This window comes from Streptomyces akebiae (genome assembly GCF_019599145.1).
GTDB lineage: Bacteria > Actinomycetota > Actinomycetes > Streptomycetales > Streptomycetaceae > Streptomyces > Streptomyces akebiae.
Map to the genome: position 1 here is coordinate 6,092,486 of NZ_CP080647.1, position 13,624 is coordinate 6,106,109.

A 13,624-nucleotide genomic window follows, 5' to 3' on the forward strand; every position below is an offset into this window, starting at 1 on the left:
AGGGTGTGACTTCGCAGAAGTGGTACGAGCGCGTCACGTCCGCGCAGCACCCGCTTAACACGGGTCCGGCACATTAGTGGGTGTCGGCAGGGCGGGAGCGGCTCCCCGCCCCGGCCGACGACCGAAACGGCGCCAAGGACCTCCGGAGCGGCTCCCGGACCTCCATGGACGCCAAGGACGCGTCAGCCCGGTCCCGACCCGGCCCGCGTCCCTCGCGGGGACCGCCGTCGTCCCGCCCCCCGTCACACGGGGGTGCGGCGGTCCCCGCGCATATCTCCTCCGGCGACGCGGTGAGGGTCTCCGTCGGGCACGCCGGGAGCGCCGGCGTCACTCTTCCCGGTCCGGGTCCCCGGTTCACTCTTCCCAGTCCGAGTCCCTGTTCTTGCCCCGGCGTCGGCCCAGGGCCGGTGAGTGGCGCAGCGCCCAGGCCACGTTCACGCCGACGATGCCCGCCCAGGTGACGAACAGGCCGGCGAGGTCGGCCACCCCGCCGCCGATGCCGGACAGGGGGATGGCGACGACGAGGGAGACCACGCCGAAGCCGTAGCGTTCACCCCAGCTGTCGCTGGACTTGTCGGGGGAGCGGCTGCCACGGGCCACCACCATCTGCTGCTCGGCCACCTGACGCCGGACCCGGCGGTCGACCACGCCGTCGATGCGCTGGTCGACCTTCTCCAGGAACGAGTCGACGAGCGCTGACTCGTAGTCCTCGCCCAGCTCTCTGCGGGCGTGCAGGGTGGCGGCGAGTTCCTTCTTCAGCTCGGTGTCCCCGAGCCGTGTGTCACGGGCTTCCCTACCGGTCATGCCGTTCACGGTAGGGAGCCGGGGGCCGCCTGACACTGGGGATAGCCCCCCTGTTGTCACGGTTCCTCAGCCAGGAGTGTTCGGCGGGCCCGGGGCGGGACACCCGCCGTGGCCAGGGGCGTCCAGCGGCTCGGGTGTCCCGGCCGGAAGGTCCTCGCACCGGTGCGGACAAGGCCGGGCGAGAGGCGGACCCACAGCCGCCCGCGGCAGTCCCCTCATCCGGGCACAGCCGCGGGTCCGGCGACCCGCCGGGTCTCCGGAAGCCGGTGGCACAGCAGCAGGAACCCGGTGCCCAGCAGGGCGACGAGCGCGGTGGACACGGCGGCTGTGCCGGGCCCCGCCGCCTGGAGAACCGTCCCCCCGATGGCGGAGCCGACGGCGGTGCCCACGGTCATCAGCGTGATCAGCCAGGCGAACGCCTCAGTGACCGTCCCCGCCGGAGCGAGGCCGTCGACCAGCTTGAAGGACACCACCAGCAGAGGCGGCAGGAAGACCCCGGTGGCCACACAGATCAGCATCATGACCCACGGTGGGGCCATCGTCGCCACCAGCAGATAGGCGGCCGTCAGGCCCGTTCCGAACAGCACCATCTGTTTCGTCGGTGCCATCGGCCAGGTGCGTCGCCCGTACACCACCGCCCCCGCCAGAGCGCCGGCGGCGGACAGGGCCAGCAGTGTGCCGGCGCCCCCCGCCACCGAGTGCCGCTCGGCGTACGCGACCGCGACGATGTTCAGCCCTCCGATGGCGGTGCCGACCCCGGCCAGACCGAGGAAGAGCACGAGGAGCGCACGGCTGCGCAGCGGCCCCCGCCAGTCGCGGGGGCCGGGCTGCCCCCGCCAGTCGCGTGAGGGACGCGAGGTGGCCATGATCAGTACGCCGGTGAAGCACAGGAACGCGGAAAGGCCCAGGGCCGGTTCCGGTGGCCCCAGGGCGACCGTCGCCGCGACGAGCACCGGGCCCCCGATGAAGACCAGCTCCTGCGCGCCGGCGTCCAGGGAGTAGGCCTGCTGCACGTTCTCCTGGCCGACCAACCCGGGCCACAGCGTGCGCAGACAGGGCTCCAGCGGTGGTGTGGCCGCACCGGTGACGGCTGCTCCGACCAGCACCAGCGGTTCGTCGGTCGGCGTCAGAGCGATCAGCACCATGCCACAGCAGGACAGCATGCCGCTGATCAGCAGGACGTTTGTCTGCCCCCAGCGGTCGACGAGCCTGCCCAGCAACGGCCCGCCGAGAGCCATGGCCACGGCAAGGACCCCGGAGGCCACGCCCACGAACCGGAAGTCGGCTCCATGGGCCCGCAGGGTGAGGGTGGTGGCCAGCGCCGTCATCGCGGTGGGCAGCCGCCCGATCAGCGAACCTCCCAGCACGCGCGCCACGGACGGCCTTCGCAGCAGGTCGAGATAGATCAAGGAGTCTTTCCTCCGGTGAGGCGTCGGCACACGCACACGATGTGCTCCGTGGTCGAAGTCGTGGACGGCTCCGGGGTCGGGCAGGTCAGTCCTGGTAGGAAGGCGCCAGGTGGGCGAGCGCGGCGTTGGCGTCCGCCGCGGCCTGCTCGGCCGTGGCCGCGCAGGTCATCACGTGCCCCAGCCGCTCGTGGCTGTGCGACGGCCAGGTGGTGCGCTGCCCGGGCACGGCCTTCGCGCGGAAGGCGACGACCGACGGGAAGTGCGTCATGACCTCGGGGTCGGGGACGGAGCCCACCGTTCCCGACCGCCCGGCGACGAAGCGGATGGCGGCCCCCTTCGCACGCGTGGGGGTGAGGTCGGGACGCCCCCCGCTGTGCGCGATGACCGACTCCCGGAGCAGGGGGACACCGGTCGCGTGTTCCACCAGATCCGGAATGAAGTCCCCGCCCGTCCTCGCGTTGACCTCGATCAGCACGGGTCCGCGGCGTGTCAGCTTGGCCTCCACATGAGCCGGGCCGAAGTCGAAGCCGATGGCGTCCAGCGCCGCCACCGCCAGCTCCGCGGCCCTCGCCGCGTCCTCGTTCAGGGATGACGGGAACGTGTGACCCAGTTCCACGAAGTGCGGCGTCGGGCCCAGCAGCTTGTCGGTGACGCCCAGCACGGTCGTACGGCCCTCGAACGTGAACGTCTCCACGCTGACCTCGTGTCCGAAGAGGCACTCCTCCAGCAGTGCGCCGGGGACGCGGGGCTGTCCCTTGGAGTTGGTCGGCCGGCCGGCGATGTCGGCGACCCGTTCGACGGCCTCCTCACGGGTGCGGCAGAGGGCGACGCCGATGCTCGCCGACTCGTCGACCGGCTTCACCACGCAGGGCAGGCCGGTCTCGGCCAGCGCGGCGTCCACCCCGGCGGCGTCCTGGACGAAACGGAACACCGGCACGGGCACTCCGCGTTCGGCACACCGTACGCGGGTCTTCCGTTTGTCCCTGGCCGCGTCCGCCGCGCTCGGCGCGAGGCCGGGCAGTCCCATGCGGTGCGCGGTGGCGGCCGCCGTGGGGACGTAGTACTCCATGACGGTCATCACACCGGCCACCGGTGTCGCACAGGTGCGCAGCGTCTTCTCGACCGCCGATGGACTCTGTGTGTCGCAGTGCAGGATCTCGTCCGCGTACGCGCGGATCGTGCGGGCCGTGTCCGGGTCCACGGAGTAGCGGTCGAGGTCCGAGGTCACGAAGAGGGTGCGCAGTCCCAGGGACCGGGCCAGGCACAGTGCCTGCATGCCCGTACCGGTGAGGTTGCTCTCGACGAAGGCGAGTGCGCGGGCCGGACCGTCCGCCCCGGGGCGGGTGGCGGGAGCCGTCATCGGACAGCCGCCTTCCCGCCCACGCCGGGGCCGGTGATCCAGTAGGTGTCGGCGTTCCGGTCCATGCGGCGCGACAGCGGGTCCCTGACCAGGCGGCTGAGCAGGCCGGCCGGGACGACCAGGGCGAAGTAGGCGATGGACAGCAGGAGGTTTCGCATCGGTTCCTTCATCATGTGGTGCCGCGCGACGGTGGTCCGTCCGGCGGCGGTGGGGCGGTGGGGCCGAGGGGCGGCGGAATCAGTCCAGGGGAATGGCCGCGCGCCAGTCCTCCGATTCGCGCCACGCGGGCTGGTCCTTCTTCTCCAGCAGGAGGTCACCGAGCACGAGCACGTCGATGTTGGTGCGCATGAAGCAGGTGTAGGCGTCCCGCGGTGAGTTGACGATCGGCTCGCCACGGACGTTGAACGAGGTGTTCACCAGCACGGAGCAGCCGGTCCTCTCCCTGAACGCCGACAGCAGCCGGTGGTACGCGGGGTTGTCCCGCTCGCTTACGGTCTGCACCCGCGCCGAGTGGTCGACGTGGGTCACCGCGGGGATCGTGGACCGCCGCACCTTGAGCAGTTCGAGGCCCGAGACGCCCTCGGCCGGCTCCTCGACGGCCAGCCGCTGGGACGGGGACACCCGCGCGACCACCAGCATGTAGGGGCTGTCCTGGGACAGTTCGAAGTAGTCCTTGGCATCCTCGCGCAGGACCGACGGGGCGAACGGGCGGAAGGACTCACGGAACTTGGTCTTCAGGTTCATCGCCGACTGCATGTCCGGATCCCGCGGATCGCCCAGGATCGACCGCGCGCCCAGGGCTCTGGGCCCGAACTCCATGCGCCCCTGGAACCAGCCGGTGATGGCTCCCCGCGCCAGATGGCCGGCCACCACGCCAGGGGTGTCCCGCGGATCCAGCTCCGTGTAGACGGCTCCGACGCCGTCCAGGAACGCGCGCGTCTCCCGGGCGCCGTACGAAGGACCGAGCAGGGACCCCGACATGGCGTCCCGGCCGCTGCCGACATGGGGACGGCCGGCCCCTCGTTCGAGCGCCACCGCGAGGGCGCTGCCGAGCGCTCCGCCCGCGTCACCGGCCGCGGGCTGGATCCACACGTCGTCGAACACCCGCTCCTCGACGACCTTGCCGTTGGCGACACAGTTCAGGGCGACGCCCCCCGCGAGGCAGAGCCGGCTCTCGCCGGTCACGTGCCGCGCTCGGCGCGCCAGGCCCAGGACGGCCTCCTCGGTCACGGCCTGCACGGAGGCGGCGAGGTCGAACTCCCGCTGGGTCAGCGCCGCCTCCGGCTCGCGGCGCGGACCGCCGAAGAGCCGCTCGAAGGACCGGCCCGTCATCACCCGGCCCGCCAGGTACTCGAAGTACCGCATGTCGAGCCGGAAGGAGCCGTCCTGTTTGATGTCGATGAGCTTCTCGCGGATCAGGTCGGCGTACCGGGGCGTGCCGTACGGCGCCAGCCCCATCAGCTTGTACTCGCCGGAGTCGACCTTGAACCCGCAGAAGTAGGTGAAGGCGGAGTAGAGCAGCCCCAGGGAGTGCGGGAACCTGATCTCGGACAGGGGTTCCAGGCGGGTGCCTCGCCCGTGCCACAGAGTGGTGGTGGCCCATTCCCCGACTCCGTCGACGCACAGGACCGCGGCGGACTCGTAGGGACTGGGGAAGAAGGCCGACGCCGCGTGGGACTCGTGGTGCCGACGAACATGGATCTCGGGGACACGCCCGGACCGCAGCTCTGCCAGGTTGTCGTGCACCGTCCGTACGATGTCCCGCTTCCACGACAGCCACTCGGGCAGTGACTCGCGGAAGGAGGCGGCCCCGTGCGGGGCCGCGCCGAGGTAGGTGGCGAGGACCCGACGGAACTTCAGGGCCGGGTCCTCGTAGTACGCGACGGCCGCCACGTCGTCGAGCGAGACTCCCCTCTCCGCCAGGCAGTAGCGCACCGCCCGGCTGGGGAAGCCGGGGTCGTGCCGTTTGCGGGTGAAGCGTTCCTCCTGCGCCGCGGCGACGGGGACCCCGTCGGCGACGAGGGCGGCCGCACTGTCGTGGTAGTACGCCGAGATGCCCAGAATCAGATCCGCCATGTCTGTTCCCTTTCCGCTCAACGCTTCCTGCTGAGACGCCGGGCCCGCCTGTCCGCCAGCCAGGCGTGTACGCCGGTCGGAGGGTTGAGGGAGCGATAGCCCGCACGCAACCGGCGCCATGCCGTCTCCCTGGCCGGGGCGCCGCTGCCCGCCGCGGACGAGGACATGAAGGTGTCGATGGCATCCGCCGCCCAAGCGGAATGACCGGTCGCGACGTTGTCGATGGTGTTGTGGATGTCGACGAACCGTGTGCTGAAGCCGTGTTCACGCAGCGCCAGCCGGGCCCGCCGGTAACTGCCGCCCACGCCCGACAGTTCCATGGCGAGGTTCAGTCCCAGCACCTCCGGCTGAAAGGTCTGCGGGAAGCGGCCGATGCTCAGCCAGAACACGGGCAGTTCGAAGGAACCGTCCCGGAACCCCGGCCAGCGCGCGAACTCCGCGGAACCGGTCGGCGGCAGCTCCACCCCCATGTCCACGAGCAGTTCCCGGTAGATGAGGGGATGGTTGAGCCGCGTATGACCATTGCCCAGCTCGTCCCAGTACGTTTCGAACAGGGAGTGGCCGATGTCCGAGGAGGCCAGGCCGTAGTCGGTGAACCCCTGCAGCCAGGCGCCGTCGATCATCGTCAGCGGGGCCAGCTGGAGCGTGGACTCGATCAACCGCTCCCTCGACGGGAGCCCGGCGTCGGAGGTGCGCTCGAACTCGGCGGCGTGCCGGTCGTGCTGCTCGGACAGCCACTGCCGCAGTCCCTCGGCGGGCCAGCTCTCGGGCAGCGGCATGTCGTGCCTGCCCATCCGGTGCCGTGCCCGGCCGAGCCACCCGTGGACGTACTCCATGGCGTAGCGGCGCACCGCCGGGCTCTGGCTCCGCCTCTGGAGCAGGACGTACGCCTCCCGGAGATCCGTGGGCGCCCGGTCCTCATACGGCTCCTCGTCCCAGGCGGGTTCGAGGAAGCACCAGGGGCGGGCGGAGGGCCCGCTCGGACGTACGACGGGCCCGGTCGCCCGGCCGGGCGGTGTGTCCCGCGGGTCGTCGTCCGGGAGAGAAGCGATCCAGCGGCGCAAGATCACCAGGTCGTCCTCGGTGAAGACGCGGAACATGGCACCGTGCTCACCGACCAGCCCGTTCACCAGGGGACTGCGGTGCGGACGGCCGGGGCGCACCAGTGAGCTGGTGGCGAGCGCGGCGAGCAGGGGGTAGGGATCGTCGCGGGCCTCGCCGAGCCACGTGGCGAGCGGCCGGCCCGCCAGTGGGAAGGACCGGTGGTAGACCGCCCCCTCACGGGCGCGCCGGCGGATGAGTTCGGCGGCCTGCCGCTGCGGGTCGAGGACACCGGCCAGCTCGGCCCGCAGCACCTCGTGCCACTCCTTCAGCACCGTGAACGCCCAGTGGGCGCCCGCCAGAACGCGCCGTTCCGCCTCCCGCGAGGCCGGTGCCGGCAGGGCGCCCACTGCCGCCAGACAGCCCTCCAGCCCACCCCGCGGCCCCTGCCGGCGGGGCTTGCCGGGATCCAGCGCGTCCCAGTCGACCGCCCCGTCCACCAGGGTCCTCAGCGGCGTGAGCGCGGGAAGCAGGCCGGCCTGCCGGAGGCAGAGGTCCGCTCCGAGGATCTCGGGATGGAAGTCCTCCGGCCGTCTGCTCATCAGGCCCAGCAGTGCCGGGAGGACGAAGGCCTCCTCCTGGATCCTCGGATCCAGTGCGGTCCGTACGGCGGGCACCGCGTGCTCGGCCACCCGTAGCCGCTGCAGGAGGGACAGGTAGGCGTGGCCCCGGGACGTGCGCGGATGGCCGACGCCGACATCCGACGCGTACAGCGCCAGTGCGCTCAGGGCCGGGGGATCGTCCGCGTTGGCCATGCCGCTCAGCCACTGCAGCCACGCTCCCGACACCAGGGACAACGGCGCGCAGTTGAGCGCCAGTCGCTGGGCCGCGAGCTCGTCGACGGCCTGTTCGTGGGCCCGGCCCGCCAGCTCCTGGAAGGCCCGCGCCTCGTCGGCGGACCACGCTCCGACCTCCCGGCGCAGTGCCGCGAGGTCCCGGGGCCCCGGGCCGGACGACGGCACCGCCCGGGTGATCGCGTCGCGGATGCCGGTCACCGGTACCCGGTCGGCGCGAGGGCTCTCGGGATCACAGAACGCGGCGTACCACGACCTGGCCCACGAGGGGGCCGGCGTGACGGGCTGCCCGGTTTCCGTCGTCCGCAGGGCTGTCGAAGACATCGGTTCCGTCTCCCTGCCTAGAACATGGGATAGATGGAGGCGTCGTCGCCCCGCTTCGTGCGGCGGCGCCGGAAGAGGGCGTCGAAGATTCTGCGCAGAAAACCCATGGAATTCCTTTCGGTAGGTCACCGAAGAGCAAGCTGCTCGGCGAGCAGGCCGGCGACGATGTCGTGTCCCTCGTCGGTGAAATGAATCCGGTCGACAAATATCCAGTCCGTGGTGCTGATTGCGGCACCCAGAACGGGGTTCATGTCATGGAAGGGAATGCCCAGCTTTTCGCAGCCGCGGCGCAGTCGGTCGGCGTAGCGCCGCCCCACGTCGATGGTGCAGATGTCGCCGTATGCCTCGCTGAAATTGGCGATGCCGTCCAGCTCGTCGAAAAGGAGCTTCTCCTGGGGGGCCGGCCGCTCACGCACCCATGGTGCGAGTGGCTGCAGTACGAAGGTGAGCCGCGCTCCCAGACCCTGGGCGAGCAGATTCCAGTTGTCGAGGTGCCGGACGGTCAGATCGACCGCCAGGTCCAGTTGCCCGCCCAGGTCCGGAACGCTCAGTTCCGCGCTCGACCGCTCCGGCGTCCGGCGCCGGGGCCACCGGGGGTGTCCGGCCCCCTTGTGCTTGCGGGCCCGCGCTTCCGCCACCTGGTCGAAGTACTCGTGGCCGTTGAAGAAGGCACCGCTGTCCCCCTGCATCCAGCGGGGCAGCCGGGCGAGTCCGAGGTTGTTGAACCCGGAGAACAGGACGATCTCCTCGATCTGTGGCACCAGGTGGCGGTACAGCACGAAGAGCAGCAGTTCCTGGGCGGAGTTGAAGCTCCGGCCGCCGAAGTTCAGCCACGGCCCACCGGGTGCGTGCCGGTCCCACAGCCGGGAGGCCAGCGTGGCGGCGTCGGAGGAGGCGCCGATCCCGAAGACGCTGGAACTGCCGGCGATCAGGCGGACCGGACCTTCGGGCACCCGTCCGCCGACGGAAGCCCGCTGTCCCCGCCCCTCGGACAGGCGGAAGCCGAGCCGGTCGGTGCTCACCACCTCCGAGTGGTGCTCCGCCGCGTGGAAGTACATCAGATACGGCAGCCAGCGGATCTCACCGCGGTCGTCGAACTTCTCGGCGTACTGGAGCATCTGCGGCGTCAGTTCCGCACGATGAGAGGCCATGGAGGAACCGCCCCCTTTCGGGTTGATCCGGACTGCACAGGAGTGTGGAGCGGTGCGACGGTCGCGACGGACCGTAGGACCGGTCAGACGGCTTCGGTACGGAGAGCGGGGTTCGGGGCCGGCGGGCCGGCCTCCGGCGCGTAGCGCGTCCGCGTCGACTCGGCCCAGCGCACGACCGCCGGAGCGGTGAGGCCCGCGGCGAGGAACAGCACGCCCATGACGTGCCAGCCGGGTTTCCCCCAGCCGACGCACAGCCAGGTCAGCAGGGCCGGACCGAACGACTCGGCCAGCCCCATGCCGATGCCGAAGACGCCCAGGTACTGGCCGATGGCGTGTTGGGGGGCGAGGACGTTCGACACCTCGAAGCCCCCGGCGGCCTGCCACAGCTCGCCCAGGCCGTGGATGACGACCGCGGCTCCCAGCAGGGCCACGGCGGCCCAGGGCGGGGAACCCGCCGCCCATGCGATGGCCGCGCACGCCGCGCAGAAGGCCCACCCCGACCGGCGCAGAGCCAGAGCCGCACGCCGGGGCGTATCGACCCGTCGGCTGAAGGTGACCTGGAGGACGATGATCATCGCGGTGTTGAGCACGACAGCCGCGGAGATCACCCATCGCGGGGCCGTCGTGGCACCGACCACCCACAGCGGAAGGGCGACGGTGAGCACGCGGTACTGGATGGAGAGCACTCCGTCGATCAACGACACGGCCAGATACGGGCGGTCGCGCAACGCGATCCACCGGCCACCCCGCTCCGGCGCCACCACGGGCTTCGTCCGCGGAACCCGGAAGGCGAGCAGCATGGCCACCAGGAAGCAGCCGCAGTTGAGCAGCACCAGACGGTGATAGCTCTGCACGGTGTCCGCCTGGGCGGCCCAGCCGGCCGTCATCGCCCCGACGGCGATGCCCACATTGGTGACGGATCTGATGTAGGCCCGCAGCTCCTGCGGTCGCCCGTCCGCGATGTCGTTGATGATGGGGCCGCGTGCCACCAGGAGCGTGGCCTGGGCCGTTGTCGCGAGGACGACGACGAGCAGGACGGACCAGTAGACATGGGCCAGGAGGAACGCGGCCGTGGCGACTGCGCTCACCAGGAGGCTGGCCACGAAGACCGCCCGGGGGCCGCGCCGGTCGGCGACATGGCCGAACGGAACCCCGAGGGCCAGGGACACGAACCCGGCGATGCTGAAGATGATTCCGATGTCGAGGGCCGGTAACTCGACCACTCGAATGAAATAGAGAACACCGGAGGTAAGGAATATCCCTTTCCCGGTGGAACTGGCCAGCGTAACCAGAGCCAGTGTGCGCTGCGCTCCCGATTCGGGCAGTATTGCGGAACTTATACGCACCCAGAAACCCCCGTCTGAACTCGTAACCAAGAGATTAGTGACGGGGTATTCGCTCCGCAATAGGGATCTCGTCACCTGAGACGGGGCACGCTGTGGGCCTTTTTGGGTGCGACGGACGGGCCGGCAGGCGGATTTCGCCTGCCGGCCCGCGGTCGGCTCTACGGGCCCGGAGTGGGGTCAGGAGCCGTATTCCCAGGAATTCATGTACTCGTTCTGGTCGGCGGTGAACGAGTCGATCGACACGCCCATGCTCTCCAGCTTCAGTCGGGCCACGGACTTGTCGATCTCGGTCGGCACTTCGTGGACCCGGGGCTCCAGGGAGGCGTGGTGGGCCGTCAGCCACTCGGCGGTCAGAGCCTGGTCCGCGAAGGACATGTCCATCACGGAGGCGGGGTGCCCCTCCGCCGCGCCGAGGTTGACGAGCCTTCCCTCGGCGACGAGCAGCAGCCTGCGGCCGTCGGCGAGCCGGTACTCGTCCGTCTGGTGACGGATGCGCGAGCGCTTCTCCACCGCCAGGTCCTCCAGGGCCGCGACATCCACCTCGATGTCGAAGTGACCCGCGTTGGAGAGGATGGCGCCGTCCTTCATCACCTCGAAGTGCTCCCTGCGCAGCACTCCCCGGTTGCTGGTGACCGTGACGAAGACGTCGCCGATCCGGGCCGCCTCGCCCATCGGCATCACCCGGTAGCCCTGCATCAGCGCGTCGAGCGCCTTGGTCGGGTCGACCTCGGTCACGACGACCTGCGCACCCAGGCCCGCGGCACGCTGGGCGACTCCCTGACCGCAGTAGCCGAACCCGGCGACGACGACCGTCTGTCCCGCGAAGAGCAGATTCGTCGCGCGCATGATCGCGTCGAGCGACGACTGGCCTGTGCCGTACCGGTTGTCGAACATGTGCTTGGTGTCCGTGTCGTTCACCGCGACCATCGGGAACCGGAGCGCGTCGGACTCGGCCATCTGCCGCAGTCGTACGACACCGGTCGTCGTTTCCTCGCAGCCGCCCTTGATGGTCTCCAGGAGTTCGGTGCGGGCGGTGTGAACGGTGTTCACGAGGTCGCAGCCGTCGTCGAAGACGAAGTCGGGACGGATGTCCAGGGCGGAGTTGATGTGCCGGTAGTACCCGTCGCGGTCGATGCCGTTGACCGCGAAGACGGAGATGCCGTACTCGGCCACCAGCGCCGCGACCGTGTCGTCCTGGGTGGAGAGGGGGTTGCTGGCGCACGCCGCGACCTCGGCACCACCGGCCTGCAGCGTGCGCAGCAGGACGGCCGTCTCCGTGGTCATGTGCATACACGCCGCGAACCGGACCCCCTGGAAGGGCTTCTCCTTGGCGAACCGCTCCCGTACCTGGCGTAACACGGGCATGTTGCGCTCGGCCCACTCGATCCGACGCACGCCCTGTGCGCTGAGATCCTTGTCCTTGACATCGTGCTTCGGCAGTTCAGACATGCGGAAGGCTAGCCTCGCTCTCACATTGGCTTGGTGGATATCGGCCATGGCCGGCGCACCTCGGGTGCGGACGGTCACGGGCCGAGGTCGGTGTCAGGCGGTGGCTTCCGTGCGTGCCACAGCCTTGTTCCCGGGCAGGCCGACGGCGACCAGCAGCGTGGTCGCCAGGACGACGACGGCGCCGACGGTGAACGCCGTCTGGAATCCGGCGGCCTGGTGGTCGGCGGTGGGGGCTCCGAGCGACTCGGTGCGGGCGGTCGCCAGGCTCACCATGATGGCGACGAAGGCCGCCGTACCCACCTGCTGGAAGGTGTTGAGCACTCCGCCGGCCAGACCCTGCAGCTGCTCCGGCACCCCGGCGGTCGCCGCCATCATGGCGGTGGAGAAGAACGCGGCGAATCCCAGCCCCATGAGGAGCGTGCCCGGCAGCACGTCGCGGGCGTACCCGCTGTCCGCCTCGATCCGGGAGAGCAGGAGCACTCCGGCGGCCACCAGGGCGCCGCCGGTGACACAGACGCCCTTCGGCCCGAACCGCGCGGCCGCCACGGCCGACAGGGGCCCCGCCACGAGGACGGACAGGCCGAGCGGCAGAAAGGCGAATCCGGTGTTGAGGGCCGAGCGGCCCTGGACCTGCTGGAGGAAGAGCGACAGTTGCAGGGCCGTGGTGCCCATGACGCCCGGGATCAGGAAGCTGGCGACGTTGGCGACGCTCAGGGCGCGGCTGCGGAAGATGCCGAGCGGCATCAGCGGGGAGGCCGACCGGGCCTCCACCACCACGAAGACGACGAGCAGGACGATGCCGGCGGTGATGCTGATCGCCGCGTGCGTACCGTCGTCGGGCACCTGGCTCAGCCCGTTGATCAGGGCCACGAATCCCGCGGCGGACAGCATGACGCCGGGCAGGTCGTAGGTGCGCTTCCCCTGCGCACCGGGTGTCCCGGGCAGCACCCGGAGCGCCGCGAGCACGGCGATGCCCGTCAGCGGCACATTGACGAAGAACACGGCACGCCAGCCCGCGAGTTCGGTGAGTACGCCGCCGAGCAGCACCCCGATGGCGAAGCCACTGGCGGTCGCGGCGCTGAACCAGCCGAGGGCCCGGTTGCGTTCGGCCTCGTCGGGAAAGCCCGTGGTGATCAGGGAGAGCGCGGCCGGCGCGATCAGCGCGGCGCCGACGCCTTGCGCGGCACGCATGGCGATGAGGGGTTCCGGAGCCGTGGCCAAGCCTCCGGCCAGGGAGGCCACGCCGAACACCGCGATGCCCACGACCAGCGTCAGCCGCCTGCCGAGCAGGTCCGCCAGCCGGCCGCCGAGCAGCAGCAGACTGCCGAAGCCGAGCGCGTAGGCGCCGACCACCCATTGCGTGCCGAGGGCGCCCAGCCCCACGGAGGACTCCATGCTGGGCAGCGCGACATTCACGATCGAGAAGTCCAGGAGCAGCATCAGCTGCACGCCGCAGAGCAGCACCAGCGCACCGGGCCGATTTCTGTTCGCCACCACCTGGCTTCCTGTGCTCTCCCGATCGAGTGCTCCGGCTTCGGACATGAGGGGGCACAGCCTTTCAGGCGATGGGATCGGTCCGGTCTCGGCGAGCCTAGCGGAACGGCCCGCAATGGCAGTGCGAATACCGTGTATGAGGCATCTACTTTCGGACAATCATTGAACGGTGTTCGGTTGCGACGCGCCCCATGGTGAGGATCGCGGCGCGGGTGTTTCAGCCACATTCCATGGAATATCTCAAGCAGTGGACATGGTCACGCCTTGTCGGGAGGGCTTTTCGGAGATACGTTCAGGCCGCTGAAAGGGGGAACCA

General features: G+C 70.5%; 10 protein-coding genes. All 10 read right to left on the minus strand.

Annotation, left to right across the window (positions count from 1 at the left end; genetic code table 11):
* Positions 1-354: 354 nt before the first annotated feature.
* A complete protein-coding gene (locus K1J60_RS26310; protein WP_220648345.1) occupies positions 355-804 on the minus strand; it encodes a hypothetical protein in 450 nt (149 codons plus the stop codon).
* Between the two features lie 215 nt (positions 805-1,019).
* The gene (locus K1J60_RS26315; RefSeq protein ID WP_220648346.1) at positions 1,020-2,213 is read right to left on the minus strand and encodes an MFS transporter; all 1,194 of its coding nucleotides are present in this window, start codon (positions 2,211-2,213) and stop codon (positions 1,020-1,022) included.
* 85 nt (positions 2,214-2,298) lie between these two features.
* Positions 2,299-3,573, minus strand: a complete 1,275-nt coding sequence (locus K1J60_RS26320; protein ID WP_220648347.1) for an ATP-grasp domain-containing protein — start codon at positions 3,571-3,573, stop codon at positions 2,299-2,301.
* Complete coding sequence (locus K1J60_RS26325) at positions 3,570-3,731, minus strand: hypothetical protein (protein ID WP_220648348.1); 162 nt, start codon at positions 3,729-3,731, stop codon at positions 3,570-3,572. Before K1J60_RS26325 ends, K1J60_RS26320 begins: the two co-directional genes overlap by 4 nt.
* 79 nt (positions 3,732-3,810) lie before the next feature.
* Entirely contained in the window at positions 3,811-5,649 is a 1,839-nt protein-coding gene (locus tag K1J60_RS26330) for a carbamoyltransferase family protein (protein WP_220648349.1), read from the minus strand.
* 17 nt (positions 5,650-5,666) lie between these two features.
* Positions 5,667-7,868, minus strand: a complete 2,202-nt coding sequence (locus tag K1J60_RS26335; protein WP_220648350.1) for an iron-containing redox enzyme family protein — start codon at positions 7,866-7,868, stop codon at positions 5,667-5,669.
* Positions 7,869-7,993: 125 nt separating this feature from the next.
* The gene (locus K1J60_RS26340) at positions 7,994-9,019 is read right to left on the minus strand and encodes an SGNH/GDSL hydrolase family protein (protein WP_220648351.1); all 1,026 of its coding nucleotides are present in this window, start codon (positions 9,017-9,019) and stop codon (positions 7,994-7,996) included.
* Between the two features lie 83 nt (positions 9,020-9,102).
* The gene (locus tag K1J60_RS26345) at positions 9,103-10,365 is read right to left on the minus strand and encodes an MFS transporter (RefSeq protein ID WP_259407923.1); all 1,263 of its coding nucleotides are present in this window, start codon (positions 10,363-10,365) and stop codon (positions 9,103-9,105) included.
* Positions 10,366-10,542: 177 nt separating this feature from the next.
* The gene (locus K1J60_RS26350; RefSeq protein WP_220648352.1) at positions 10,543-11,814 is read right to left on the minus strand and encodes an adenosylhomocysteinase; all 1,272 of its coding nucleotides are present in this window, start codon (positions 11,812-11,814) and stop codon (positions 10,543-10,545) included.
* A gap of 93 nt (positions 11,815-11,907) precedes the next feature.
* Positions 11,908-13,308, minus strand: a complete 1,401-nt coding sequence (locus tag K1J60_RS26355) for an MFS transporter (RefSeq protein WP_220648353.1) — start codon at positions 13,306-13,308, stop codon at positions 11,908-11,910.
* Between the last annotated feature and the right edge of the window lie 316 nt (positions 13,309-13,624).